Below are 25,689 nucleotides of genomic sequence, written 5' to 3'. Positions count from 1 at the left end.
CTGCCGCGACCCGCGAGGTCTGCCAAGCAGGAAACGGAGGCCGCCCAGGCGGCCTTTGACCCCAACCCAAACGCAAGAGAGTGCCTCGACATGGCATACGATCTGGAAGAGCAGGAACAGCTTGAAAACCTGAAGGCCTGGTGGCGTCAGTACGGCAATGCCCTGACGTGGATCCTGATTGCCGCTTTGCTGGCGTTCGCCGCCTGGAATGGCTGGAAGTACTGGGAACGCAAGCAGGCTTCCGAGGCCGCCGTGCTCTACGACCAGGTGATCAAGGCTGCGGAAGGCCGCGATGCCGAGCGCGTCAAGCGCGCCGCTGGCGACCTTGAAGACAAGTTCGGCAAGACGGCCTATGGTCCGATGAGCGCGCTGGTCGCAGCCAAGGTGCTGTACGATGCGGGCGATCTGGCGGCCGCCAAGGCACAGTTGCAGTGGGCAATCGATCATGGCGACGGCGAGTACTCGCTGATTGCCCGTGTGCGTCTTGCCGGCGTGCTGCTCGACGAGAAGGCCTACGACCAGGGCCTGGCGCTGCTCAAGGACGAGCCGCCGGCGCCGTTCGTCGCGCTGTATGCCGACCGCAAGGGCGATCTGCTGGCCGCGCAGGACAAGCGCGCCGACGCACGCGCTGCCTACCGCAAGGCGCTGGACAAGCTGAGCGCCGACGATCAGTCGATGCGCCAGATCATCCAGTTCAAGCTTGACGCGCTGGGCACCGCCTGAGCTTGCGCCGCTGTACGAGAAGGGCATCTGCCACAACCCAATTCAGGATCCGAACCTTATGACGTCAATGCTTTCCGGTGCCGAACAACAAGGCAAGTCCCGCCGCAAGATTGCCCGTGCGCTCGTCGCCGGCGCCTGCCTTGTGGCGTTGGGCGGTTGCTCGCTGTTCAGCAAGGAGAACAAGCATCCGCCGGCCGAGCTGAAGCCGGTGTCGGCGACGCTGTCCGTGCGTCAGGCCTGGAAGGCGGATGTCGGCAAGAGCGGGCCATACGCGCTGCAGCCGGCCGCAGCGGGCAACAACGTGTACGTATCGGCCAACAATGGCACGATCATGGCACTGGATGGAGCCACCGGTCGTACGCTGTGGAAGGCCAAGACCGACGTCGATATCACGACTGGCCCGGGCAGTGACGGCTCGGTGACGGCCGTGGCGGGGGAGAAGGGCGCGGTCTACGCATTCGATGCCAGCGGCAAGCAGATCTGGAAGAAGCAGGTCAACGGCGAAGTCCTGTCGGCCCCGCTGGTCGGCAACGGCCTGGTGGTCGTGCGCACCACCGATACCCGGGTACTCGCGCTGGACGCCCAGACCGGTGAGCGGCGCTGGATCTACCAGCGTTCGCAGACGCCGCTGAACCTGCGCGCCGCCATGGGCATGGTGTTCGCCGGTGATGGCATCGTGATGGGCTTTCCCGGTGGCAAGCTGGGGGTCCTGACGCCAGGCAACGGCGTGCTTCGCTGGGAGAGCGCGGTTTCGTATCCAAAGGGTGTTTCGGAGATCGAGCGCCTGAACGACGTCACCGGCCAGCCCATGGTCAGTGGCCGCCAGGTTTGCGCCACGACCTTCCAGGGCCGGATCGCCTGCCTGGAGCTGGCCAGTGGCCAGCCGCAGTGGGGCAAGGATTTCTCGTCGCCTTCCGGCCTGACCCAGGATGACAATGCCATCTATGCCAGCGACGAACAGTCCGTGGTCTTCGCGTTCGACCGCCAGAATGGCAACGAGCGCTGGAAGAACAACGAACTGCGCTATCGCCGCCTTGGCGCCCCGCTGGTCCTGGGCCGCTCGGTGGTGATGGGCGACTTTGAAGGCTATGTACATTTCCTCTCGCGTGACGATGGCACCGTGCTGGCGCGCATGAAGACCGATGGCAGTGCCATCAGCGCCGCGCCGGTGGTGGCCGGGCAGACCCTGGTCATCCAGACCCGCGACGGCGACGTCTACGGCTACGTGCCGGGCTGAGCCGGTGGTGACAGCGCGGTCCGTGCACCTGTCGGCACGGGCGGCGCCAATTCCGGTAGCATGATCCTTGGTCGTGCGGCGAAATGCGGAGCAGGGCCTGATGCCACGCTCCGCCCGACAGGAGAAGCGGCTGGCCATGCATTTTTTGCATGAAGCGCCGTCGGATCAACTGACTCCGGAGTTCCAGGGGACGGCAAGTGCCGGCCCCCGTTTCCGTTTATTGCATGAAACCAGTTATTGCACTGGTCGGCCGCCCGAACGTCGGGAAGTCGACACTATTCAACCGCATGACCCGGTCGCGCGACGCGCTTGTCGCCGACCTGCCAGGCCTCACGCGCGACCGCCACTACGGCGAAGGGCGTATCGGTGATCGTCCGTTCATTGCCATCGATACCGGCGGCTTCGAGCCGGTGGTCAAGGAGGGCATCGTCGCCGAGATGGCCAAGCAGACCAAGCAGGCCGTCGTCGAGGCGGACGTGGTCATCTTCATCGTCGACGGCAGGCTGGGCCTGGCGCCGCAGGACCGCGCCATTGCGGACTATCTGCGCAAGACCGGCCGGCGCGTGATGCTGGCCGTCAACAAGGCCGAGGGCATGAAGTACACCTCGGTCGCTGCCGATTTCTACGAGCTCGGCATGGGCGATCCGTACGCGATTTCGGCTGCGCACGGCGATGGCGTTCGCGAGCTCGTGGACGAAGCGCTGGAACTGGCCGTGCAGGAGCGTCCGGAGCTGGCCGAGGAAGAAGGCGACAGCGGCAAGGGCGTGAAGATCGCCATTGTCGGCCGTCCGAACGTGGGCAAGTCGACGCTGGTCAATACGCTGATCGGCGAGGAGCGCGTGATCGCGTTCGACATGCCCGGCACCACGCGCGACGCCATCTACGTGGAGTTCGAGCGCGGCGGCAAGCCCTACACGCTGATCGACACGGCGGGTCTGCGGCGTCGGGGCAAGGTGTTCGAAGCGATCGAGAAGTTCTCGGTGGTCAAGACGCTGCAATCGATCGCCGACGCCAATGTCGTGATTCTGCTGCTCGACGCGCAGCAGGATATCTCCGACCAGGATGCCCATATTGCGGGCTTTATCGTCGAGTCGGGCCGGGCTCTCGTGGTCGGCGTCAACAAGTGGGATGGCCTGGACGGCCATACCCGCGACCGGATCAAGCACGACCTCGAGCGCAAGCTGCAATTCCTGAGCTTCGCCAATTTCCACTTCGTGTCTGCGCGGGAACGCACAGGCATTGGCGCGCTGATGCGTTCGGTCGACGACGCGTTTGCCGCGGCCATGGTGAAACTGCCCACGCCGCAGCTCACGCGGGTGCTGCAGGAAGCGGTGGAGTTCCAGCAGCCGAAGCGCGCCGGCGTATCGCGGCCGAAGCTGCGCTACGCGCACCAGGGTGGTTCCAACCCGCCGATCATCGTGATCCACGGCAACGCCTTGTCGAGTGTTTCCGAGACCTATCGGCGCTACCTGGAGAACCGCTACCGGGCGGCATTCAAGTTGAAGGGCACCCCTCTTCGCATTGAATTTCGCACGAACAAAAACCCGTATGCGGACTCGAAAGACTGAGTTCCCGGCGGGTGCATGGCGAGGCAAGTTTTCGTTTGCGTTCGTTTGGAACTGCGGCTAAATTTGCGTTAGCAGGGGGTTCTCTGCGCGCTGACGCCGCTTTGGTACCGTTTTTGATCTTTTTTCTGGCGCGAGCTTGCGCCGATTGACTTGAACCGGGGACTTTCGTCCCCATTATTCACCACTAAACCTATAAATTTGGAGTGTGCCATGAGTAACAAAGGGCAACTGCTACAAGACCCGTTCCTGAACGCGCTGCGCAAAGAGCACGTGCCGGTTTCCATCTATCTCGTCAATGGCATCAAGCTGCAAGGCAACATCGAATCGTTTGACCAGTATGTCGTGCTGCTGCGTAACACCGTGACGCAGATGGTCTACAAGCATGCAATTTCCACCGTCGTCCCGGCTCGCGCGGTCAATTTCCGCGTGGATGATTCCACCGAGGCCTGATCTTCCCGAGGCCGCAACTGCTTGCGGCCCTTGCTTGCTGGCCTCGGGCACACGCCTCCCGGCATTGCCGCGGTGCCAGCTTCCGGTTCGCGCCTGCGGCCGGATTGCGGTGAACCGGACTGGCTGCCAGCCACGCCGCTGCCTCAATCGCGCAAGGGAGCGCGTGCCTCTGGCCCGCTCCCGTCCCTGAATCCGGCCAGTTCCGGTCGTCTTCCCGAAACCGTTTTACTTCGCGCGTAGCGCCCCCCGCTTGGATCCCAGAGCTACCTCCAACACCGAACCGTCGCGTGCCATTCTCGTCGGCGTGGATTTCGGCAAGCATGACTTTCAGGAAAGCCTGAGCGAGCTTGCCCTGTTGACTACCACGGCAGGCTCCTTGCCGGTGCATACGCTGACCGGCAAGCGCTCGCGGCCGGATCCGGCGCTGTTCATCGGTTCGGGCAAGGCCGAGGAGTTGAAGGAGGCAGCCGATGCGCTGGATGCCGATATCGTGGTGTTCAACCATGCCTTGAGCCCGGCACAGCAACGTAACCTGGAGCGCTTTCTGCTGCGCCATGTGATCGACCGTACCGGCCTGATCCTGGATATCTTCGCCCAGCGCGCGCAGAGCCATGTCGGCAAGGTGCAGGTGGAGCTGGCGCAGGTCCAGTACCAAGCGTCGCGGCTGGTCCGTGCGTGGAGCCACCTGGAGCGGCAGAAGGGCGGGATCGGCATGCGGGGCGGCCCGGGCGAGCGCCAGCTGGAACTGGACCGTCGTATGCTCGATACCCGGGCCAAGCGGCTGAAGTCCGATCTTGCCCGGCTGCAGCGGCAGCACAGCACGCAGCGGCGTGCCCGCGCGCGCAATGAAACCTTAAGCATTTCGCTGGTCGGCTACACCAACGCGGGCAAGTCGACGCTGTTCAACGCGTTGACCAAGGCCGGGGCCTATGCGGCCGACCAGCTTTTCGCGACGCTGGATACCACGTCCCGGCGGATGTTCCTGGACGGGCTCGGCAATGTCGTGTTGTCGGATACGGTCGGTTTCATCCGCGACCTGCCTACCCAGCTGGTCGAGGCGTTCCGTGCGACGCTCGACGAAACCGTGCATGCCGACCTGCTGCTGCATGTCGTCGACGCATCGAGTCCGGTGCGTCACGAGCAGATCGAGCAGGTCAACCGGGTGCTGGCCGAAATCGAAGCCTCCGGCATTCCGCAGATCGTCGTGATGAACAAGATCGATGCCGCGCCGGAGTTGCAGGAGCAGGGCGCTCGTGTCGAGCGCGACGAAAACGGCGTGCCGACGCGGGTGTTCCTCAGCGCCCGCGAGGGCGTAGGCCTGGACGCGCTGCGGCAGTCGATCGTTGAAGTCGCGCAGTGGTTGGCAAGCCTGCCACCTGAAGCTGCGCCGTTCGATCCGCGCTTGTCGGAGCAGGGCCCGCGCGCGGACGGCGACGGATTCGACTGGGATGAGGGGCACGATCCGGAGGATCGCGTCTCGTCCTGATCCTTTTCGGCGAGCTTCGCGGCCGGATTGCGCGATTTGGCCAAAAGTGGCGCAGATGACTGCTAGAATCCCCCTGTTACAAACTTCCCGGACCCGTGCACTTCATGCCCCAGTTCTCCCGGAATCCTGAATCGAGCCTGACCCCGGGCGGCCGATTTCCGCTGCGTGCGGGATGGCAGCGCCTGCGCGCAATCTTCTCGCTGAACGATCCCCGCTGGGGGCACGACGGCCAGGATGAGGATGACAAGGACGGCCGTGCGAACGACCGGGACGGGAACCGTCAGCAGAACCAGCGCCCGCAGGACGGACCGCCGGATCTCGACGAACTCTGGCGCGACTTCAACCGGCGTCTGAACGGATTGCTCGGGCGCAAGGAGAACGGTAATGGCGGTCAGGGCTTCGGCGGCCCGCGCATGCCCGGCAAGGGCTCAGGCGTAGGGGTCGGCGTGGTGGTGGCCGCCGTGGTCGGCATCTGGCTGGCCAGCGGTTTCTTCATGGTGCAGGAAGGCCAGACCGCGGTGATCCTGCAATTTGGCAAGTTCAAGTACTCGACGGGCCCCGGCATCAACTGGCGCCTGCCCTGGCCGATCCAGTCGGCCGAGGTGGTCAACCTGTCGGCCGTGCGATCGGTGGAAGTGGGGCGCTCCACCTCCATCAAGGACAGCAACCTGAAGGACTCGTCGATGCTGACGCAGGACGAGAACATCATCGACGTCCGCTTCACGGTCCAGTACGACATCCAGGATGCCAGCGAATTCCTGTTCTTCAACAAGACCGATCGCGGTGGCGATGAAGAACTCGTGACGCAGGCTGCCGAAACATCGGTGCGTGAAATCGTCGGCCGCAACAAGATGGACGCGGTGCTGTACGAGAACCGCGAGCAGATCGCGCAGGGGCTGGCCAAGTCGATCCAGTCGATCCTGACCGCATACAAGACCGGTATCCGCGTGATCTCGGTCAACGTGCAGAGCGTGCAGCCGCCCGAGCAGGTGCAGGCCGCGTTCGACGACGTGAACAAGGCCAGCCAGGATCGCGAGCGCGCGATCAGTGAAGGCCAGGCCTATGCCAATGACGTGATTCCGCGCGCCAAGGGTACGGCGGCGCGGCTGAAGGAAGAGGCGGAGGCCTACCGCGCGCGCGTTGTGGCCCAGGCTGAAGGCGATGCTTCGCGGTTCCGTTCGGTGCAGGGCGAATACGCCAAGGCACCCCAGGTGACGCGCGACCGCATCTATATCGAGACCATGCAGCAGATCTACGCCAATTCGACCAAGGTGCTCGTGGATGCGCGCCAGGGCAGCAACCTTCTGTATCTCCCGCTCGACAAGCTGATGGCACAGGCCCAGGGTGATGGCCGTAGTGGTGCGCAGACGCCTTCGCAGCCGGCCAGCGGCGCCGGCGCGCAAGCGCCGGCGCCGGCGCCGGATTCATCGGCCGATATCCGGTCGCGCGAATCCCTGCGCAACCGTGACCGCGATTCGCGCTGAGGAGACCGTCATGAACCGACTGATTTCCTTTGCGATTGGCGCTTTCATCCTGCTGGCCGTGGCGTCTTCGATGATGTTCGTCGTAGACCAGCGCCAGTACGCCGTGGTGTTCGCCTTTGGCGAGATCAAGCAGATCGTGCGCGAGCCCGGCCTGCACTTCAAGCTGCCGCCGCCGCTGCAGAACGTGGTGTTCATGGACCGCCGCCTGCAGACCATTGACGTCGCTGCCAGCGAACGTTTCCTGACTGCGGAAAAGAAGAGCATGGTGGTGGACTGGTTCGTCAAATGGCGGATCACGGATCCCCGCAAGTTCTACGTTGCCTTCGGCGGCAATGTGCGCAGTGCCCAGGATCGCATGACCCAGCGTATCGACGCGGTGGCGCGCGAGGAGTTCGGCAAGCGCACCGTGGCTGACGTGGTTGCCGGCGAGCGTGAGAAGGTCATGCAGAATATCCGCGCCGGCATGTCGGAGTACGCGCAGTCGGTCGGCGTCGAGATCCTCGATGTGCGCCTCAAGCGCGTGGACCTGCTGCCGGCCATCAGTGAGTCGGTGTACCGCCGCATGGAAGCCGAGCGCAAGCGCGTGGCCAACGAGCTGCGCTCGACCGGCGCCGCTGAAGGCGAGAAGATCCGCGCGGATGCCGATCGCCAGCGCGAGGTAGTACTGGCCGAGGCCTATCGCGATGCGCAGGTGATCAAGGGTGAAGGCGATGCCAAGTCGTCGCAGACCTATGCTGACGCCTTTGGCAAGGATCCGCAGTTCGCGCAGTTCTGGCGCAGCATGGAGGCTTATCGCAATACCTTCCGCGACAAGCGCGACATCATGGTGCTGGAGCCGAATTCGGACTTCTTCCGCTTCATGCGCTCCAGCGGTGGTGCTGCGACCCCTGCGGCGAGTAGTGCGTCCGGAGGACGACGCTAGCGAAAGTGCTGAGTTTGTGGCGAGGTGACAAAACCCCGGCTTGCCGGGGTTTTGTCCGGCTGGGGCTCGGCGCCCGAAGTGACGGCGCGGACGCGCAGGGCCGCATTGGATTCGCCAGGTGTGCAGGTTGGGACCTGCGTGCAAACGTGTCATACAGAGAAGAGATTCATCATGTCCAACCATTGGCTGCTGCCAGAAAACATCGCCGACGTCTTGCCGTCGGAGGCCCGCAAGATCGAGGAATTGCGCCGCCGCATGCTGGACCTGTTCCGTACCTACGGCTATGAGCTGGTCATGCCGCCGATGCTGGAATACCTTGAGTCGCTGCTGACGGGAACCGGGCACGACCTGGATCTGCGCACGCTCAAGCTGGTGGATCAGCTGTCTGGCCGCACGATGGGCCTGCGCGCCGATATCACGCCGCAGGTGGCGCGCATCGATGCGCACCTGCTGAACCGCCCTGGCGTGACCCGCCTGTGCTATGCGGGGAACGTCCTGCACGCGCGTCCGGCCGGGTTCCATGCCACGCGCGAGCCGATCCAGGTGGGTGCCGAGATTTACGGCCATGCCGGCCTGGAGGCTGATGTCGAGATCCAGGAACTGATGCTTGCCGCGTTGCAGGCTGCGGGCCTGTCGGATATCCGCATCGACCTGTGCCATGCCGGTATCCTCGAGGCGCTGCTGGATGGCCTGCCATCGATCCGCCGGATCGAAGATGCGCTGTTCGCAGCGCTGGAAACCAAGGACGTCTCGGGACTGCGCGAGATCACGCAAGGCCTGCCTCAGACCGAGCGGGACGCACTGCTGGCACTGCCGACGCTGTATGGCGGGGTGGAGGTCCTGGATCGTGCCCGCGCCACGCTGCCCGACAGCCCGGCAATCGGGCGCGCCCTGGACGAACTGGCGGCATTGGCGACGCAGGTACGCGGCGCGAGTGTCAACATCGACCTGTCCGACTTGCGCGGCTACCACTATCACAGCGGTGTGATGTTTGCGGCGTATGTGGCGGGGCTGCCGAACTATGTGGCGCGCGGGGGCCGGTATGACAAGGTTGGCGAGGCCTTTGGTCGCGCACGCCCGGCTACCGGATTCTCGCTGGATCTGCGCGAAGTGGCCGCACTGTCACCGATAGAAGTGCGCGCCCAGGCCGTTTTCGCGCCCTGGGACGCGGATCCTGCCCTTCGTACCGCCATCGTGGCGCTGCGGGCAGCGGGCGAAATCGTGATCCAGTCGCTGCCCGGGCATACCAATGAACTCGATGAATTCAGTTGCGACCGCCAGCTCGTGCGCCAGGAAGCCGGCTGGGTTGTTGTGCCGCGCTGAATCATGATGCCGGTCATTTGCCCAAAAAGCAGGAATCGACCGGCAACGAGAGTAGAATACGTTTTTAACCTATTGACCAAAGCAATATGTCCGCATCCGCAGTAGGCCAGGGACGCAATGTCGTCGTGATCGGAACCCAGTGGGGTGACGAAGGCAAGGGAAAAATCGTCGATTGGCTTACCGACCATGCAAAGGGCGTGGTGCGGTTCCAGGGCGGCCACAACGCTGGCCACACCCTGATCATCGGCGGCAAGAAGACCATCCTGCGGCTGATCCCATCGGGAATCATGCGCGAAGGCACGGTCTGCTACATCGGCAACGGTGTGGTGCTGTCGCCTGAAGCCCTGTTCCGTGAAATCGAAGAACTCGAATCGGCTGGCCTCGAAGTGCAGAAGCGCCTGCGCATTTCCGAGGCCGCAACCCTGATCCTGCCGTACCACGTGGCTATCGACAAGGCGCGCGAAGCGCGCCGCGGCGCGGCCAAGATTGGCACGACCGGTCGCGGCATCGGGCCCGCGTACGAAGACAAGGTCGCCCGCCGCGCGCTGCGCGTGCAGGACCTGTTCGATCCGAAGCAGTTCGCCGAGCGCCTGCGCGAGAACCTGGACTTCCACAACTTCATGCTGACGCAGTACCTCGGCGCCGAAGCCGTGGACTACCAGCAGACCCTGGATGAGGCGCTGGCCTTTGCGCCGCGCCTGGCACCGATGGTCGCGGACGTGTCGGCCGAGCTCTACGCGGTCAACGCTGCCGGTGGCAACCTGATGTTCGAAGGCGCGCAAGGCACGCTGCTCGACGTGGACCACGGCACGTATCCGTTCGTAACCTCGAGCAACTGCGTGGCCGGTGCGGCTGCTGCGGGTGCCGGCGTGGGTCCGGGCCGCCTGAACTACATCCTGGGCATCACCAAGGCCTACTGCACGCGCGTTGGTGCCGGTCCGTTCCCGAGCGAACTGTACGACAACGACAATCCCGCTCGCCAGGATCCCGTCGGCGTGCGCCTGGCCAATGTTGGCAAGGAATTCGGCTCGGTGACCGGCCGTCCGCGCCGCACGGGCTGGCTCGATGCCGCCGCGCTCAAGCGCTCGGTGCAGATCAACGGTGTGTCGGGCCTGTGCCTGACCAAGCTCGACGTGCTCGACGGCCTGGAAAGCATCAAGCTGTGTGTCGGCTACACGCTGGACGGCAAGACCGTGGATATCCTGCCGCGAGGCTCGGATGCCGTAGCGCGCTGCGAACCGGTGTACGAAGAATTCCCCGGCTGGAATGAGTCGACTTTCGGCGTGAAGTCGTGGAACGCGCTGCCGGAAGCCGCGCGCACCTACCTCACGCGCGTGGAGGAAGTGGTCGGCATTCCGATCGACATGATCTCGACCGGCCCGGATCGCGACGAAACGATCCTGCTCCGTCACCCGTACCTGGCCTGACCCAGCGTACCCAGACTGCAAAGGCCGCGCGCCACAAGCGCGGCGGCCCCGCAAGAACAAATCGGCCCGCGCAAGCGGGCCGAGCCATATCGGTCAACAGACCCGAAGAAGAAACGAGTAAATCATGAATCAGCCAACGAACGACGATGAGAACCTGTGGGTGTCCTGGGATGAGTACCATCGCCTGATCGCGCGTCTGTCGCTGAACGTGCATGAGTCGGGCTGGAAGTTCGACAAGATCCTGTGCCTGGCGCGCGGTGGCCTGCGCGTGGGCGACCAGATGTCGCGCATCTTCGACGTGCCGCTGGCTATCCTGGCTACCAGCAGCTATCGCGAAGCCGCGGGCACGCAGCAGGGCGACCTCGATATCGCGCAGTACATCACCATGACGCGCGGCGAGCTCACCGGCAAGATCCTGCTGGTGGACGATCTGGTCGACTCGGGCGTGACCCTGGAGCGCGTGGGACGGCATCTGAAAGAGCGCTATCCCGCCGTGACGGAAGTCCGCTCCGCGGTGCTTTGGTACAAGGCATGCTCCAAGGTCAAGCCGGACTATCATGTGACCTTCCTGCCGTCGAACCCCTGGATCCACCAGCCGTTCGAGGAGTACGACACGCTGCGCCCGCACAACCTGTCGGCCTGGCTCAAGCGCGGCAAACGCGCGCAGGAAGACGGCGCGCAAGGCTGAAGCGCTGTTGTCGAACAGGTGGCCCCGCCGGGGGCCGCGCAAGTCAGGCTTCAGTAGCCGACCGTGAAGCGCTGGCGTGGATGCGCCGGCTTCTCGATCTCGTCGAGCATGGCGATCGCGTAGTCTTCCATCGAGATCCGGCTTTTGCCGGCAGCATCCGCCAGCAAGGCATCCTGGCCCACACGGTACTTGCCGGTGCGCTCGCCGGGCTCGAACAGTGCCGACGGCGACAGGAATGTCCAGTCCAAATCGGGCTCCCCGCGCAAGGCATTGAGAAAGTCGCGGCCAGCCAGCGCTTCGCCCTTGTAGGCCGCCGGAAATTCAGGCGTATCCACGAGTTGCGTGCCGGGTGCCACGAACAGGCTGCCTGCGCCGCCGACCACTAGCAGTCGCGGCACGCCGGCTGTCTTGACTGGCCCCACGACCTGCGATGCGTTCAATTGCTCGAACCGCGCCGTGCTGATGACTACATCGTGGCCTGCCAGTGCGGTCGCCAGCGCCTGGCCGTCGGTCGCGTCAACGTCGCGCCTGGTCAGGCTTTCACGAGCAGGCAGTTTGCTGGCCGTGCGGGCCAGTGCGGTGACGCGATGGCCGCGGTGCAGTGCTTCGTCGATCAGGCGGGTTCCCACGCGGCCGGTGGCGCCGATGATGGCAATGTTCATGCTTGCTCCTGTTTGTCAGGGTGGAGGGTGAATGCCACGTCCAGCGTGGCGGATCTTGATGTGAAACCAGTCTGGTTACACATCGGGGTAAAAAAATCAGCGCTTGCGGCGCTGGGCGGCATGTTCGACATCGGCGAGCATGCCGGCAATGGTGATCTCCGCCAGGGCATTGTCCATTGCCGACTGGGCCCGGTCGGCCACCTGCCGCAGGGCGCCGGTGATCTCCCTGCCCACCATGCAGGCCGGGTTGGGCGCACTCTGATGCAGGGCGATCAATGCCGTGGTTTCGACGGCGCGGAATACGTCCAGCAAGGTGATGCGTTCAGCGGGACGCGCCAGCGCGGAGCCGCCGGTGCTGCCCATGGTGCTGGTGACCAGGCCGGCTTCGGCCAGTTGCCCGATCAGCCGCCGGATCAGCGCCGGGTTGGTTCCGACGCTGCCAGCGATCAGCGAGGACGGCAGCGGTTCGCTGGCGCTGGCCAGCAAGGTGAGAATATGAACGGCGACGGCGAACCGGCTGCTTGTGCTCATGGCGAAACTCTAATGTGAAACCATGATAGTTACAGATCGTGCGGCTTGTCAATCCGCCTGGGGTATCGCAGTGCCAGGACTCGACGACATGGTGACTAGTCGCGATTTGTGTCGTAAAGGTGGCGGGAGAATGCCGGAATCGCCACTGAAACTGATACACTCGTCGGCAGTGCGGCCCGTTTGGCTGCCACAGATCAATAAATGGGATGCAGTCGAATCTGACTGCGAATCGAGGAGTGCAAGTTGCCGGATCAGATGTGCGAGGCGAGGGCGGAAAACAAAAAACCCGCAGGCTTTGAAAGCGCTGCGGGTTTCTCGCTGATCTGGTGCCCAGGAGAGGACTCGAACCTCCACAGTGTTGCCACCGCTAGGACCTGAACCTAGTGCGTCTACCAATTCCGCCACCTGGGCAGGTGTCGAAACAACCGAAGCGCTCATTATAGAGAGCGCGGAAATTTTGTCAAATAGTTTTCAGAAAAAATTGAATCAAAACAACTATCCGATCCCCAGCCGGGAAGAAATCCTCGGCGTACTGAGAACATCGGGGTCGCCCCAGTCGGCCGGCGATATTGCCAAGGCCCTGTCCGTCACGCGCAAGGAGCATGACGGATTCCAGAAACGCCTGGCCGCGATGGAACGCGACGGGCAGATCGAACTGAACCGCAAGGGCCGCTATGAACTGGCCCATCAACCGAATTTCGTTACCGGCCGGGTGCAGGGGCATCGCGACGGCTTTGGCTTCCTGATTCGCGACGACGGCGAGGATGATATCTTCCTGCCGGAACGCGAGCTGCAGAAGGCCATGCACAATGACCGCGCGCAGGTGCGCGTGGTCGGCTACGACCGGCGCGGCCGCCCGGAAGGGCAGATCGTCGAGATCATCGAGCGGGCCAACCGCTACGTGATCGGCCGCCTGCTCAGCGAGGGCGGCGTGCTGGTCGTGGCGCCCGAGGACAAGCGCATCAGCCAGGACATCCTGATCCCGCCGAAGGCGCAGGGCAAGGCGCGCGTGGGGCAGGTGGTCAGCGTCGAGCTGATCGAATATCCGGACCGCTATGTGCAGCCGGTCGGGCGCGTGGTGGAAGTGCTGGGCGATATCGACGATCCCGGCATGGAAATCGAGATCGCCGTACGCAAGTACGGCGTGCCCCATGCGTTTTCGGAGGCGGCTGCCAAGGAAGCCTCGGCGCTGCCCGATGAAGTGCGGCAGGCCGATCTGGACCACCGCATCGACCTGCGCGATGTGCCGCTCGTCACGATCGATGGCGAAGACGCGCGCGACTTTGACGATGCCGTCTACTGCGAGCCCGTGAAGATCGGCCGCACCAAGGGCTGGCGCCTGGTCGTGGCCATTGCCGATGTATCGCACTACGTGCGGCCCGGCATGCCGCTGGATGCCGATGCGCTCGACCGTGCCACCTCCGTGTATTTCCCGCGCCGGGTGATCCCGATGCTGCCGGAGAAGCTCTCCAATGGCCTGTGCTCGCTCAACCCGCAGGTGGACCGCCTGTGCATGGTGTGCGATGCGGTGATTACCGCCAAGGGCGAGCTGAAGGGCTACCAGTTCTATCCGGCCGTCATGCACTCGGCGGCGCGGCTGACCTACAACGAGGTCTGGTCGGTCCTGTCGAACACCAAGGGTCCGGAGGCACACAAGCGCGCTGAACTCGTACCGTACCTGCAGAACCTGTATGAGCTGTTCCAGGTCCTGCTCAAGGCACGGCGCGCGCGCGGTGCGATCGACTTCGATACCACCGAGACGTATATCGTCTGCAACGCGCAGGGCAAGATCGAGCAGATCCTGCCGCGCACGCGCAACGACGCGCACCGCCTGATCGAGGAATGCATGCTGACGGCCAACGTCTGCGCGGCCGATTTCCTCGAACGCTTCAAGCACCCGGCGCTGTACCGCATCCATGCGGGTCCGAGCGAAGAAAAGCTGAAGAGCCTGCGCGAATTCCTGAAGACCTCGGGGCTGTCGCTGGGCGGTGGCGACAAGCCGCAGGCGTCGGACTACGCCGAGGTGATGGACAAGATCAAGTCGCGGCCCGACGCGCCGATGCTGCAGACCATGTTGCTGCGCTCGATGCAGCAGGCGGTCTACAGCCCGGACAACATCGGTCACTTCGGCCTGGCCTATGAGGCCTACGCGCACTTCACCAGCCCGATCCGCCGCTATCCGGACTTGCTCGTGCACCGCGCGATCAAGGCCGTGCTGGCGCATACGAAGTACCAGCCGGCCTTCGCGCACGGCACTGAGCTTAACACCGCGATTTCGCCCAAGGCGCGGCGCCTGCAGGCCAAGGATGCCGAGCAGAAGGCGGAACTGACCGCGGCACGCGCACGGCGCAATGAAGCCATCTGGGACGAGCTGGGCCTGCACTGCTCAGCCAACGAGCGCCGTGCCGACGAGGCCTCGCGAGACGTCGAGGCCTGGCTCAAGTGCTACTTCATGCGCGACAAGCTGGGCAGCGACTTCGCCGGCACCGTCAGCGCCGTGACGTCGTTCGGCATCTTCGTGCAGCTCGACGAGCTGTACGTGGAAGGCCTGGTGCACGTCACCGAACTCGGCAGCGATTACTTCCAGTACGACGAAGCCCGCAACGAACTGCGTGGCGAACGTACCGGCATCCGCTACCGCCTGACCGACCGCGTGCGCGTGCAGGTGTCGCGCGTGGATCTCGATGCACGCAAGATCGACTTCCGCCTGGTGCAGGAGCCGTCGGCCAAGACCCTGCGCGCCCGCGCAGGTATAGCCGAGCCGCCGCGCGTGCCGGCCGCGCATGCGGTGCCGGCGCGCAAGAAGGGGCGGCAACTGGCGGCGCTGCTGGGCGGTACCTCGAAGCCCGAGGAGTCGTTCGACGAGACGCTGGATCGCGTGATCGAAGAGCAACCGGTGTTCGAGGCGGTGATCACGCCGCTGCGGCCGCACGTCAAGACTGGCGGCAAGCCGGCCAAGCGCGCTGCCAAGCCCAAGCCGAGCCATCTGGACAAGCCACGCAAGACGGCGTCGAAGACGCGCGCGGCCAAGACCGCGGGCAAGACATCGCGCCCTCCGCGCAAGCGCTAGGCCGGGTCTTCCGGGGCGCCGTGACATCGGCGTCCCCGGACGGCGCGCGTGAAGCGTGATGGCGGGCCGGGCAGGGCGAGTACAATCGCGCCATGGCTAAACAAAAACTTCTGATCGGCTTTCACGCCGTGACCGCGCGCTTGCGCCAGGACGCCAAGGGCGTCACCGATGTCTATGTCGAGGCTTCGCGCCGCGACCGCCGCATGCAAGACTTCATCCGCCTGGCGGAAGGCCTGGGCGTGCGCCTGCACCCCGTGGACGCCGAGCGTCTGCGCGGCATGGCCGGCACCGATCGTCACCAGGGCGTGGTGGCGCGCGCCGAAGACGTGGCGCTGGCACTGAACCTCGACGAACTGCTCGATGGCATTGAAGGCACACCGTTGCTGCTGGTGCTCGACGGCGTCACCGATCCTCATAACCTGGGCGCCTGCCTGCGCGTGGCGGACGGCGCCGGTGCGCATGCCGTCATTGCGCCCAAGGACCGCAGCGTCGGATTGAACACCACGGTGGCCAAGGTGGCCAGCGGCGCGGCCGAGACCGTGCCCTATATCACCGTGACCAACCTTGCCCGCACCCTGCGCGAGCTGCAGGAGCGCGGCATCTGGGTGGTCGGCACCGCCGACGGCACCGACAAGACGCTCTACGACGTCGACCTGAAAGGGCCGATGGCCATCGTGATGGGTGCCGAAGGCGAGGGCATGCGCCGCCTCACGCGCGAGACCTGCGACGAACTGGTCGGCATCCCGATGCTTGGCGGCGTTGAGAGCCTCAATGTGTCGGTGGCCAGCGGTGTCTGTCTGTACGAGGCCGTCCGACAGCGGCGCGTGAAGTAAGCTTCTGCAAGAACCAGCGCGCCGCGATAACGCGGCGCGCGCCATTCGTCAGGCGGCGTCGATTCGGCCGCCTGCCGCTATTCTGCAAACAAGTCCGGGCCAAACACCTCATAGTGGATACGCGCCTCGCGGACGCCGAGATCCTTCAGTGCGTCATGTTGGATGCGCATGAACGGAATCGGCCCGCAGATGTAGTAATCGGCATCCGGCAGCAGGACTGTGTCCTGGTCTCCTTTGGTGGGCACGCGTTTGTGGCCGCCGGACTCGTCGCTTGGCTTGCAGTCCAGTCTAGGAGAGATGATCCGCGCGCGCGGTAGCGGGCTAAAATTGCGGCAGCGTGGCTTCTCGCCGCGCCAGGCGCTCCCATGCGCGGGGCCGCCGCCGTGTTGCCCCCCCATGTTTGAATTCTTGATCGAGATTGCCATGCCAGTGCCCTGCAGTTGCCCCGCAAGCCCAGCCGTGTGGTGGGCGGAACCGTTGGTCAAGCGGCGCGCAGCATTGACGGCATGAGCAGGGATCCTCTGACCCCCACGTCGTCTCCCTGGCCCGGCCTTGAAAAAGCCAGGGACCTCATTGCGCAGGCGCGCAGCGTTTTTGTGCTGACTGGCGCCGGCATTTCCGCCGAATCCGGGGTGCCCACGTTCCGCGATGCATTGACCGGGCTCTGGGCGCGATTCGACCCCGAGGAGCTGGCGAGCGAGGATGCCTACCGCCGCCAGCCGGCGCTCGTATGGGAGTGGTATCAGCACCGGCGCGAACTGGTCGCGGCTGCGCGGCCCAATCCGGCGCACTATGCGCTGGTTGCTCTGGCGGCGCAGAAGCCGGTGACACTGGTCACGCAAAACGTGGACGGACTGCACCAGCGCGCCGGCAGCGTGCATGTGATCGAACTGCACGGAAACCTGTTTGCCAACAAATGGCTTAACGGGTGCGGGCGCTGCGACGAGGCCACCGCCATTCCCGGCGATCCGCCGCGTTGCAGCCTGTGCGGCGCGCTGATGCGGCCCGGCGTGGTGTGGTTCGGGGAAGACCTGCCGCGCGTGGCGCGCTTCCGCGCCGAGCATGCCGCCGAGACAGCCGACCTCTGCCTGGTCGTGGGAACGTCGGGCCTGGTGTATCCGGCCGCCGGGCTCCCTGGCCTGGCGAGGGATCACGGTGCGCGGGTCGTGGTGGTGAATCCCCAGCCTTCTGCGCTGGACCAGACCGCGGACGTGGTACTGCCGGCAGCGGCAGGCGCGTGCCTGCCGCTGCTGTGGTCGTCATCCGGCTCCGAGGCGGAGCCGGACTAAGCGACGCCTTTCAGCCGGCGATTTGCGCGACCAGCTTTTCCAGCTTGATCGCGTCCGCGGCGAACAGGCGGATGCCTTCGGCCAGCTTTTCGGTGGCCATGGCATCTTCGTTCAGCTGCCAGCGGAACGCGCGTTCGTCGGCCGGGATGCGCGCGATGTTGCCGGCCTGGGCCAGGTCGACCGACAACTTGCGTTCCACCGTGCCTTCGGTGCGGGCCAGCTGCTCGAGCAGGTCGGGGCTGATGGTGAGCAGGTCGCTGCCGGCCAGGGCAATGATCTGCGCGGGGCTGCGGAAGCTCGCGCCCATCACTTCGGTGGCATAGCCGAACTTCTTGTAGTAATCGTAGATCTGGCGCACCGAACGCACGCCTGGATCGTTGTCGCCGGTATTGGCCGCCGCGTCCCACTGGTCGCCGGCCTGCTTCTTGTACCAGTCGAGAATGCGGCCGACAAACGGCGAGATCAGCTGCGCGCCGGCCTCGGCGCAGGCGACGGCCTGCACCAGCGAGAACAGCAGCGTCATGTTGCAGCGGATACCTTCGCGCTGCAGGATCTCCGCTGCGCGAATGCCTTCCCACGTCGATGCAATCTTGATCAGTACGCGCTCACGCGCCACGCCGCGCTGCTCGTACAGGCGGATCAGGTGGCGGGCCTTCTCGACCGTTGCCTCGGTGTCGAACGACAAGCGGGCATCGACTTCCGTCGATACGCGTCCCGGCACGATGGCGAGGATCTCGCAGCCGAACGCGATCAGCACGCCGTCCATCACGGCATCGACCCCGCCTTCGTCGTGGTAGTCGCGCACCGCCTGTTCCAGCAGCCCGCGGTATTCGGGCTTCTGCACTGCCTTGAGGATCAGCGACGGATTGGTGGTGGCGTCCTGGGGGGTGTACTGCTTCATCAGCTGGAAGTCGCCGGTATCGGCCACGACCGTGGTGAACTGCTTGAGTTGTTCGAGCTGGTTCATGATCGGTATGTCGTTGCAGTCGTCATGTTGGGACGGGAAGGGCGGCCGTGTTGCGGGACCGTGCGCGCCTTTTGGCTCATTGTACCGTCGTGCACAAGTCGCGCCGCCGCAATCCGCTACACTACGCGTTTTCTTCCCCAAGCCATCTGGCTGTTGTCATGACTCAGGATGAACTCAAGGCACTGGTGGCGCAAGCCGCGGCCGACTACGTGAAGCAGGAAGTCCCGGAGGGCGCGGTGCTCGGCGTCGGTACCGGTTCCACTGCCAATCTTTTCATTGACGCCGTGGCAGCGTTCAAGGAACGCTTCGCGGGTGCGGTATCCAGCTCAGAGGCCTCCACTCGCCGACTGCAGCAGCATGGTTTCAAAGTGCTGGACCTGAACGAAGTCGACGACATCCCCGTTTATGTCGACGGCGCCGATGAGGTTGACGCCAGCGGCGCCATGATCAAGGGAGGCGGCGGCGCGCTGACGCGCGAGAAGATCGTGGCATCGGTCGCGGGCCGGTTCGTGTGCATTGCAGATGGCAGCAAGCTGGTGGAGACCATGGGCGCCTTTCCGCTGCCGATCGAAGTGATTCCGATGGCACGCGCCGCAGTGGCGCGACAGCTGGCCGCGCTCGGTGGACAGCCGCGTCTGCGCATGAACAAGGACGGCGGCATCTATCAGACCGACAACGGCAATGTGATCCTGGACGTGGCCGGGCTGAAGATCACCGATCCACGTGGGCTGGAGCAGGTCATCAACCAGATCCCTGGTGTCGTGACGGTAGGCCTGTTTGCGCTGCGCGGTGCGAATGTGCTGCTGCTTGGCACTGGTGAGGGCGTTCGGCGCACTGATTTCTAAGTCGCCCGGCGCGTGATGTGCCGATAAAAAAGCTTCTTCGCCGGCGTGGCCGGCGGGGGTTCTCTGGTCCGGATTGGCTCCATCATCCCCATCCCCCGCAACCCCGCAACCTGGCGAAGAGCCAAAAAAAGGGTGCCGGAGGCACCCTTTTTATGTTCTCCGCGCAGGAATTTCAGGCCTGCGGTGGGACGTAGCCCTGAGCCTGGTCCGCCCCTTCGCCAAAGAAGTACTTTTCAGTCTGCTTGATCAGGTACTGACGCGCCCGCGCGTCAGCCATGTTCAGGCGGTTCTCGTTGATCAGCATGGTCTGGTGCTTGAGCCAGCCGGCCCAGGCTTCCTTCGACACGCTTTGCCAGATCTTCTTGCCGAGTTCGCCGGGCAGCGGCGGGAAATCGAGCCCTTCGGCTTCCTTGTTCAACTTGATGCAGTGGACCATGCGGGCCATGAGGACTCCTTGTGTGTATTGGCGGGAGCGGGGCGGCAAAATCATGCTTCATGCCGCGCTTCATGCGCTCCCGTTTCTGTGTTTCAGTGGACGACTGGTGCGCTATTGTAGCCAAGCCAGGCGGGGCGCCGCCGCCTGGCGGCATTGCCCCTACGGCTCCTACAGCTTTTTCATGAGCACCATCGACTTGCGCTGCCAGTTGTAGAGCTTGCGCTTGTCTTCCGGCAGGTCGTCCACGGTGGCGTGGACGAAGCCGCGCTTGAGGAACCAGTGCTCGGTACGCGTGGTGAGCACGAACAGCCGGTCCAGGCCCAGCGAGCGCGCGCGTCGTTCGATGCGCTTGAGCAGGCGCTCGCCGTCGCCGGTGCCCTGCGCTTCGGACGATACCGTCAGGCACGCCATCTCGCCCATGTTCTCGCGCGGGTAGTCGTACAGCGCGGCGCAACCGAACAGCACGCCGTCGTGCTCGATCACCGAGAAGTTGGCGATGTCGCGTTCGATCAGGTGCCGGCCGCGCGGGACCAGCGTGCCGTCCTGCTCGAGCGGTGCGATCAGTTGCAGGATGCCGCCGACGTCGTCGAGCGTGGCTTCGCGCAGGCTCTCCAGGTCGGTGTCGGAGATCATGGTGCCGACGCCGTCGTGCAGGAACAGCTCCAGCAGCACCGAGCCGTCCAGCGAATAGGGAATCAGGTGCGCGCGCGGCACGCCGCCCTTGAGCGCCTTGACCAGGTGCTGCAGGTAGTAGCCGATATCGGGCGTCAGGTGGTTGTTCTGCAGGCGCTCCACCGCGGTGCGCAGCGACATTTCCTTCATCAGCTTGCCGACCGGGTCCAGCACGCCTGGCACCTCGGTGATAAAGATGAGCTTGTCGGCCTTCAGCGCGGTGGCCGTGGCGCTGGCCACGTCTTCCATGGACAGGTTGAAAGCCTGCCCCGTCGGCGAGAAACCCAGCGGCGAGAACAGTACGATCTTGCCGTGCGACAGCGACATGCGTACCGATTCGCCGTCAATCTTGCGCACCAGCCCGGTGTGCTGGTAGTCCACGCCGTTGACGATGCCTACCGGCCGCGCCGTGACGAAGTTGCCCGAAATCACCGACAGCTGGGCGCCGGCCATCGGCGTGTTCGGCAGCCCCTGGCTGAAGGCCGCCTCGATGTCGAGGCGCAGCTCCCCGGAGGCCTCCTTGGCGCATTCGAGCGCGGCGTTGTCGGTGATGCGCACGCCGTCGGCGAACTGCGACTCGACATGGCGCAGCGCCAGTTGCTCTTCCACCTGCGGGCGCGAGCCGTGCACCAGCACGATCTGCATGCCCATGGCATGCAGCAGCGCCACATCGTTGACCAGGGCGTTGAGCACGCCAGCCTTGACCAGTTCACCGCCGAAGGCGATCACGAAGGTCTTGCCGCGGAAGGCGTGGATGTAGGGCGCGACGGTGCGCAGCCAGTCGACGAACTGCTGGTGGTCCGGCGCGCCGCGCTCGACGGCCTCGGTCTGGGGCGCGCCCGTGGCGGGCTGCGATTCGGTGGCAGGCTGGGGCTCGGCCGGCTGGGAGGGAGCCGGTGCCTGCGGTGGCGTGTCGGTTCTGGCATTCATGCCGCGGATTATAATCCCCGCCAATGTCAGAACAACGTCCCGCCAAGCCTTCTTCGCCACGCCAGCCAGCCGCTGGCGCACGGCCAGCCCCCCGACCCGACGGCCGCCCCGCGCAGCGCCCGCCATCCCGGCCCGGTCCGCGGCCCGAGACCGCGCCCGCTGCCGAGGCGCAGGCCGGGCGCCGGCGCGCACCGCGTCCGCCGCGCCAGGCCAATCCGCTGCCCCCGATCACGTTTCCCGAGGCGCTGCCGGTCTCGGCCCGCCGCGACGAGATCGCCGCCGCGCTGCAGGCCAACCAGGTGGTCATCGTGTCCGGCGAGACCGGTTCGGGCAAGACCACGCAGCTGCCCAAGATCTGCCTGTCGATCGGGCGCGGGCCCGGGCGCGAAGGCGGCGGGCTGATCGGCCATACCCAGCCGCGGCGCATTGCCGCGACCTCGACCGCCAAGCGCATTGCGCAGGAACTGGGTTCGCCGGTAGGCGAGCACGTGGGATACCAGGTGCGCTTCAATGACGCCCTGTCGCCTGGCGCCTCGGTCAAGCTCATGACCGACGGCATCTTGCTGGCCGAGACGCAGAATGATCCGCTGCTGCGCGCGTACGACACCATCATCATCGATGAGGCGCACGAACGTAGCCTGAACATCGATTTCCTGATCGGCTACCTGAGGCAGATCCTGCCGAAGCGACCCGACCTCAAGGTCATCATCACGTCGGCCACCATCGATGCGCAGCGCTTTGCCACGCATTTCTTGGTCGATGGCAAGCCGGCGCCGGTCATCGAGGTGAGCGGGCGGCTGTACCCGGTGGAAATCCGCTACCATCCGATTCAGCAGGGCGCGCCCGCCGACAGCCCGCCGAAAAGCGCGCAGGCCCGCGAGCGTGACCTGTACGACGGCATCGTCGATGCAGTGGATGAGCTGTCTCGCCTGGGCCCTGGCGACGTGCTGGTGTTCCTGCCGGGCGAGCGCGAGATCCGCGAGGCCGCCGAGGCGCTGCGCAAGCATCATCCGCCGCACACGGAAATCCTGCCGTTGTTCGCGCGCCTGTCGGTGCAGGAGCAGGAGCGCGTGTTCAAGCCGTCCAATGCGCGCCGCATCGTGCTGGCGACCAACGTCGCCGAGACGTCGCTGACGGTGCCGGGCATCCGCTACGTGGTGGATACGGGCCTGGCGCGCGTCAAGCGCTATTCCTATCGCAACAAGGTCGAGCAGCTTCAGATCGAGTCGATTTCGCAGGCTGCCGCCAACCAGCGCGCCGGCCGCTGCGGCCGCGTGGCCGACGGGGTTTGCATCCGGCTCTATGAAGAGTCGGATTTCCTCGGTCGCGTGCGCTTCACGGATCCGGAGATCCTGCGTTCCTCGCTGGCCGCGGTGATCCTGCGCATGAAGGCACTGCGGCTGACGGATATCGAAGCTTTCCCGTTCATCGAGCCGCCGCTGGGCCGGGCCGTTGCCGACGGCTACCAGCTGCTGCAGGAACTTGGCGCGGTGGACGATGCCAACCAGCTGACCGCAACCGGGCGGCAGCTTGCCAGGTTGCCGCTGGATCCGCGCGTGGCGCGCATGATCCTGGCCGCGCGCGAGCAGCACTGCCTGCGCGAGGTGCTGGTCATTGCCAGCGCACTGTCGGTGCAGGATCCGCGCGAGCGTCCCCAGGAAGCGCAGGAGGCCGCCGACCAGGCGCACCGCAAGTTCATGGACGAGAAGTCCGAGTTCCTGGGGTGGGTCAAGCTCTGGAAGTGGTTCGAGGAGGCCGTCGCACACAAGAAATCCAACCGGCAGTTGCAGGACCAGTGCCGTGCGAGCTTCCTGTCGCATGTGCGGCTGCGCGAGTGGCGCGACGTGCATTCGCAGTTGCTGACCACCGTGACCGAGCAGGGCTGGCGCCTGAACGACAGCGAGCCAACCTACGAGCAACTGCACAAGGCGTTGCTGACCGGCCTGCTTGGCAATGTCGGCTGCCGGATCGAGGAAAGCGATGGCAAGGGGCGCGAGTACCTTGGCGCGCGCGGCATCAAGTTCCACCTGTGGCCAGGCTCGCTGATCGCGCGCAAGGTGGGCCGCTGGGTCATGGCGGCGGAACTGGTCGAGACCAGCCGGCTGTTCGCGCGCACGCTCGCCCGCATCGAGCCGGAGTGGCTGGAACAGGTCGGGCGCCACTTGCTCAAGGTGAGCTGGAGCGACCCGCACTGGGAAAAGAAAGCCGGGCAGGTGCTGGCGCTGGAACGCGCCACGCTGTACGGGCTGGTGGTGTACCAGCACCGCCGCGTGCACTACGGTCCGATGAACCCGGCCGAAGCGCGCGAGATTTTCATTCGCCGCGGCCTGGTCGAGGGCGAGTTCGACACGCGGCTGCCGTTCTACGCGCACAACCAGCGGCTCGTGCGCGAGATCGAGAACCTCGAACACAAGTCACGCCGCCAGGATGTACTGGTCGATGACGAGCTGATCTATGCGTTCTATGACCGCGCGATTCCGGCCGACATCTGCCAGCAGGTGACGTTCGAGCGATGGTACCAGGCCGAAAGCGCCAAGGACCGCAAGCTGCTCTACCTCAACCGCGAGGAACTGATGCGGCACGAGGCGGCCGGCATCACCACGGACCTGTTCCCCAAGACCTTGTCCGTGGCCGGCGTCGACATGAGCCTGACCTATCACTTCGAACCCGGTAGCCATCGTGACGGCGTCACGCTGGCCGTGCCGCTCTATGCGCTCAACCAGGTACGGCCGGAGCGCACGGAATGGCTCGTGCCGGGCATGATCAAGGAAAAGGTCCACCTGCTGCTGAAGTCGCTGCCCCAGAAGCTGCGCCGCCATTGCGTGCCGCTGCCGGACTATGCCGCCGCCTTTGTCGCACGGCATCCGTTCGGTGAAGGCGAACTGACCGACGTGGTGATCGCGGACATCCGCGAGCAGACCGGCACGGTCGTGCGGCGCGCCGACTTCAAGCCGGAAACCCTGTCCGCGCACCACTTCATGAACTTCAAGGTGGTGGACGAGCACGGCCGGCAGCTCGACATGGGGCGCAACCTGGCGCAGTTGCGCGCGGAACTGGGCGGCCAGGCGCAGCAGTCGTTCCAGAGCATTGCCGCGCGCGACGTGCCGGCAGCCGAGGCGGGCCAGTATGAGGGTTTGACGTCCTGGTCCTTCGGCGAGCTGCCCGAACTGCTGGAAATCCGCAAGGGCAGCCAGACGCTGTTCGGCTACCCGGCACTGGTCGACAAGGGCACGCATTGCGACGTCGAGGTCTTCGACGATCCGCAAGAGGCCGAGCGCATCCACCATGCGGGCCTGCGCCGCCTGTTCGCGCTGCAGTTGCGGGAACCGGTGAAGTTCATCGAAAAGAACATCCCCGGCCTGCAACAGATGGCCATGCAGTACATGGCCCTCGGCACGCAGGAGATGCTGCGCGAGCAGATCGTGTTGCTGGCGCTCGAGCGTGCCTGCCTGCAGGCCCCGCTGCCGCGCAATGAAGCGGAGTTCAGCGCCCGCAAGGACGAGGGGCGGGCCAGGCTGTCGCTGCTGGCCCAGGAGATCGCGCGGCTGGCGGGCACCATCCTGGCCGAATATGCGGGGCTGCCGCGCAAGCTGCTGCAGGCCAAGCCGTTCGGCACGGCCTATGCCGACATGGAGGCGCAGCTTGGGCGCCTGATGGGCAAGCAGTTCATCATCGATACGCCCTACACGCAGCTCGTGCATTTCCCGCGCTACCTGAAGGGCATCGCCATGCGCGTGGACAAGTTGAAAGGCGATCCCGCCCGCGACGCACAGCGCGTGCAGGAGATGACGCCGTTGCTGCAGCAGTGGCAGCGGGCGGAAAAGCAGCTGCGCACGCAGGGCAAGGGGGCCGCGGACGCCAGGCTCGATGAGTTCCGATGGATGCTCGAGGAGCTGCGCATTGCACTGTTTGCCCAGGAACTGCGCACGCCGGTGCCGATGTCGGTCAAGCGCCTGCAGAAGGTCTGGGAGGCCATGCAGCGATAAGCCACCGCGCGCAGGGCGGGTCTTGAGACAGGGGCAGCACAAAGATGTGTAACGAAATGTGAAAGTCTTGTCCGTGATCAGTCAGGCGGTCATCTTGGCGCCCCTCCGAAACGTTAGAATGTGCGATTCCGCCCTTGAATTGACTGGACTTATGCTCGTG

Annotated in this window: 20 protein-coding genes, 1 tRNA gene and 1 pseudogene; 15 read left to right on the top strand and 7 right to left on the bottom strand. The window is 65.1% G+C overall.

Annotated features, from left to right (window positions below):
- The first annotated feature begins 90 nt into the window (after positions 1–90).
- The 10 genes from AC3FNH_RS03250 (at position 91) to AC3FNH_RS03205 (ending at position 11,308) form a co-directional block, all read left to right on the top strand.
- On the top strand, positions 91–723 hold the full coding sequence (locus tag AC3FNH_RS03250) for a tetratricopeptide repeat protein (protein ID WP_276100100.1): 633 nt from the start codon (positions 91–93) through the stop codon (positions 721–723).
- A 58-nt stretch (positions 724–781) separates the two neighbouring features.
- Entirely contained in the window at positions 782–1,960 is a 1,179-nt protein-coding gene (gene bamB / locus AC3FNH_RS03245; protein WP_488719053.1) for an outer membrane protein assembly factor BamB, read from the top strand.
- 224 nt (positions 1,961–2,184) lie between these two features.
- Positions 2,185–3,528, top strand: coding sequence for a ribosome biogenesis GTPase Der (gene der / locus AC3FNH_RS03240; protein WP_276100101.1), 1,344 nt, complete (start codon positions 2,185–2,187; stop codon positions 3,526–3,528).
- 210 nt (positions 3,529–3,738) lie between these two features.
- Positions 3,739–3,978 carry an RNA chaperone Hfq gene (gene hfq / locus AC3FNH_RS03235; RefSeq protein ID WP_061959142.1) on the top strand — a complete coding sequence of 80 codons (240 nt, stop codon included), beginning with the start codon at positions 3,739–3,741 and terminating at the stop codon, positions 3,976–3,978.
- A gap of 250 nt (positions 3,979–4,228) precedes the next feature.
- On the top strand, positions 4,229–5,464 hold the full coding sequence (gene hflX / locus AC3FNH_RS03230; RefSeq protein WP_488719052.1) for a GTPase HflX: 1,236 nt from the start codon (positions 4,229–4,231) through the stop codon (positions 5,462–5,464).
- A 104-nt stretch (positions 5,465–5,568) separates the two neighbouring features.
- A complete protein-coding gene (gene hflK / locus AC3FNH_RS03225; RefSeq protein WP_488719051.1) occupies positions 5,569–6,948 on the top strand; it encodes an FtsH protease activity modulator HflK in 1,380 nt (459 codons plus the stop codon).
- Between the two features lie 10 nt (positions 6,949–6,958).
- The gene (gene hflC / locus AC3FNH_RS03220; protein WP_488719050.1) at positions 6,959–7,870 is read left to right on the top strand and encodes a protease modulator HflC; all 912 of its coding nucleotides are present in this window, start codon (positions 6,959–6,961) and stop codon (positions 7,868–7,870) included.
- A gap of 171 nt (positions 7,871–8,041) precedes the next feature.
- Positions 8,042–9,193 (top strand): ATP phosphoribosyltransferase regulatory subunit, encoded by a 1,152-nt coding sequence (locus AC3FNH_RS03215; RefSeq protein WP_488719049.1) that lies wholly within the window; start codon positions 8,042–8,044, stop codon positions 9,191–9,193.
- Between the two features lie 86 nt (positions 9,194–9,279).
- A complete protein-coding gene (locus tag AC3FNH_RS03210) occupies positions 9,280–10,620 on the top strand; it encodes an adenylosuccinate synthase (protein WP_488719048.1) in 1,341 nt (446 codons plus the stop codon).
- A 124-nt stretch (positions 10,621–10,744) separates the two neighbouring features.
- Positions 10,745–11,308 (top strand): phosphoribosyltransferase, encoded by a 564-nt coding sequence (locus AC3FNH_RS03205; RefSeq protein WP_276100108.1) that lies wholly within the window; start codon positions 10,745–10,747, stop codon positions 11,306–11,308.
- A 50-nt stretch (positions 11,309–11,358) separates the two neighbouring features.
- On the opposite strand, the gene AC3FNH_RS03200 is transcribed toward AC3FNH_RS03205, so the two are convergent.
- The 3 genes from AC3FNH_RS03200 to AC3FNH_RS03190 all read right to left on the bottom strand — a co-directional run bounded on the left by AC3FNH_RS03200 (position 11,359) and on the right by AC3FNH_RS03190 (position 12,912).
- The gene (locus AC3FNH_RS03200) at positions 11,359–11,970 is read right to left on the bottom strand and encodes an NAD(P)-dependent oxidoreductase (protein WP_488719047.1); all 612 of its coding nucleotides are present in this window, start codon (positions 11,968–11,970) and stop codon (positions 11,359–11,361) included.
- A 96-nt stretch (positions 11,971–12,066) separates the two neighbouring features.
- Positions 12,067–12,501, bottom strand: coding sequence for an Rrf2 family transcriptional regulator (locus AC3FNH_RS03195; RefSeq protein WP_276100110.1), 435 nt, complete (start codon positions 12,499–12,501; stop codon positions 12,067–12,069).
- A gap of 324 nt (positions 12,502–12,825) precedes the next feature.
- Positions 12,826–12,912, bottom strand: a tRNA-Leu gene (locus AC3FNH_RS03190).
- Between the two features lie 70 nt (positions 12,913–12,982).
- On the opposite strand from AC3FNH_RS03190, the gene rnr reads away from it, so the two are divergent.
- Positions 12,983–15,571 (top strand): ribonuclease R, encoded by a 2,589-nt coding sequence (gene rnr / locus AC3FNH_RS03185; protein ID WP_276100111.1) that lies wholly within the window; start codon positions 12,983–12,985, stop codon positions 15,569–15,571.
- A 92-nt stretch (positions 15,572–15,663) separates the two neighbouring features.
- Positions 15,664–16,404: a 23S rRNA (guanosine(2251)-2'-O)-methyltransferase RlmB gene (gene rlmB / locus AC3FNH_RS03180; protein ID WP_276100112.1), complete on the top strand. Its 741-nt coding sequence runs from the start codon at positions 15,664–15,666 to the stop codon at positions 16,402–16,404.
- A gap of 77 nt (positions 16,405–16,481) precedes the next feature.
- Here rlmB and AC3FNH_RS03175 read toward each other — a convergent pair.
- Positions 16,482–16,631 (bottom strand): annotated as a pseudogene (locus AC3FNH_RS03175) (nitric oxide dioxygenase); the annotation flags it as partial.
- Positions 16,632–16,910: 279 nt separating this feature from the next.
- On the opposite strand from AC3FNH_RS03175, the gene AC3FNH_RS03170 reads away from it, so the two are divergent.
- Positions 16,911–17,693: an SIR2 family NAD-dependent protein deacylase gene (locus AC3FNH_RS03170; RefSeq protein ID WP_488719046.1), complete on the top strand. Its 783-nt coding sequence runs from the start codon at positions 16,911–16,913 to the stop codon at positions 17,691–17,693.
- 10 nt (positions 17,694–17,703) lie between these two features.
- Here the strand turns inward: AC3FNH_RS03170 and tal are convergent, their stop codons facing one another.
- The gene (tal, locus tag AC3FNH_RS03165; RefSeq protein WP_488719045.1) at positions 17,704–18,660 is read right to left on the bottom strand and encodes a transaldolase; all 957 of its coding nucleotides are present in this window, start codon (positions 18,658–18,660) and stop codon (positions 17,704–17,706) included.
- 158 nt (positions 18,661–18,818) lie between these two features.
- Here tal and rpiA point away from each other — a divergent pair, with 158 nt between their 5' ends.
- Positions 18,819–19,505 (top strand): ribose-5-phosphate isomerase RpiA, encoded by a 687-nt coding sequence (gene rpiA / locus AC3FNH_RS03160; protein ID WP_276100115.1) that lies wholly within the window; start codon positions 18,819–18,821, stop codon positions 19,503–19,505.
- Positions 19,506–19,677: 172 nt separating this feature from the next.
- On the opposite strand, the gene AC3FNH_RS03155 is transcribed toward rpiA, so the two are convergent.
- Both AC3FNH_RS03155 and argA read right to left on the bottom strand, forming a co-directional pair.
- Complete coding sequence (locus AC3FNH_RS03155; protein WP_276100116.1) at positions 19,678–19,950, bottom strand: oxidative damage protection protein; 273 nt, start codon at positions 19,948–19,950, stop codon at positions 19,678–19,680.
- A gap of 159 nt (positions 19,951–20,109) precedes the next feature.
- Positions 20,110–21,543, bottom strand: coding sequence for an amino-acid N-acetyltransferase (argA, locus tag AC3FNH_RS03150; RefSeq protein ID WP_276100117.1), 1,434 nt, complete (start codon positions 21,541–21,543; stop codon positions 20,110–20,112).
- A 23-nt stretch (positions 21,544–21,566) separates the two neighbouring features.
- Here argA and hrpA point away from each other — a divergent pair, with 23 nt between their 5' ends.
- Positions 21,567–25,529: an ATP-dependent RNA helicase HrpA gene (hrpA, locus tag AC3FNH_RS03145; RefSeq protein ID WP_488719044.1), complete on the top strand. Its 3,963-nt coding sequence runs from the start codon at positions 21,567–21,569 to the stop codon at positions 25,527–25,529.
- Positions 25,530–25,689 lie beyond the last annotated feature (160 nt).

This window comes from Cupriavidus sp. 22TCCZM01-5, from assembly GCF_057798915.1.
This window is presented reverse-complemented; position numbering and strand designations above follow the sequence as displayed.

Excerpts from the sequence above, each read along its gene's own strand:
- AC3FNH_RS03250 (WP_276100100.1), top strand. The coding sequence starts at position 91 with ATGGCATACGATCTGGAAGAGCAGGAACAGCTTGAAAACCTGAAGGCC.
- bamB (WP_488719053.1), top strand. The coding sequence starts at position 782 with ATGACGTCAATGCTTTCCGGTGCCGAACAACAAGGCAAGTCCCGCCGC.
- der (WP_276100101.1), top strand. The coding sequence starts at position 2,185 with ATGAAACCAGTTATTGCACTGGTCGGCCGCCCGAACGTCGGGAAGTCG.
- hfq (WP_061959142.1), top strand. The coding sequence starts at position 3,739 with ATGAGTAACAAAGGGCAACTGCTACAAGACCCGTTCCTGAACGCGCTG.
- hflK (WP_488719051.1), top strand. The coding sequence starts at position 5,569 with ATGCCCCAGTTCTCCCGGAATCCTGAATCGAGCCTGACCCCGGGCGGC.
- hflC (WP_488719050.1), top strand. The coding sequence starts at position 6,959 with ATGAACCGACTGATTTCCTTTGCGATTGGCGCTTTCATCCTGCTGGCC.
- AC3FNH_RS03215 (WP_488719049.1), top strand. The coding sequence starts at position 8,042 with ATGTCCAACCATTGGCTGCTGCCAGAAAACATCGCCGACGTCTTGCCG.
- AC3FNH_RS03210 (WP_488719048.1), top strand. The coding sequence starts at position 9,280 with ATGTCCGCATCCGCAGTAGGCCAGGGACGCAATGTCGTCGTGATCGGA.
- AC3FNH_RS03205 (WP_276100108.1), top strand. The coding sequence starts at position 10,745 with ATGAATCAGCCAACGAACGACGATGAGAACCTGTGGGTGTCCTGGGAT.
- AC3FNH_RS03200 (WP_488719047.1), bottom strand. The coding sequence starts at position 11,970 with ATGAACATTGCCATCATCGGCGCCACCGGCCGCGTGGGAACCCGCCTG.
- AC3FNH_RS03195 (WP_276100110.1), bottom strand. The coding sequence starts at position 12,501 with ATGAGCACAAGCAGCCGGTTCGCCGTCGCCGTTCATATTCTCACCTTG.
- rlmB (WP_276100112.1), top strand. The coding sequence starts at position 15,664 with ATGGCTAAACAAAAACTTCTGATCGGCTTTCACGCCGTGACCGCGCGC.
- AC3FNH_RS03170 (WP_488719046.1), top strand. The coding sequence starts at position 16,911 with ATGAGCAGGGATCCTCTGACCCCCACGTCGTCTCCCTGGCCCGGCCTT.
- tal (WP_488719045.1), bottom strand. The coding sequence starts at position 18,660 with ATGAACCAGCTCGAACAACTCAAGCAGTTCACCACGGTCGTGGCCGAT.
- rpiA (WP_276100115.1), top strand. The coding sequence starts at position 18,819 with ATGACTCAGGATGAACTCAAGGCACTGGTGGCGCAAGCCGCGGCCGAC.
- AC3FNH_RS03155 (WP_276100116.1), bottom strand. The coding sequence starts at position 19,950 with ATGGCCCGCATGGTCCACTGCATCAAGTTGAACAAGGAAGCCGAAGGG.
- argA (WP_276100117.1), bottom strand. The coding sequence starts at position 21,543 with ATGAATGCCAGAACCGACACGCCACCGCAGGCACCGGCTCCCTCCCAG.
- hrpA (WP_488719044.1), top strand. The coding sequence starts at position 21,567 with ATGTCAGAACAACGTCCCGCCAAGCCTTCTTCGCCACGCCAGCCAGCC.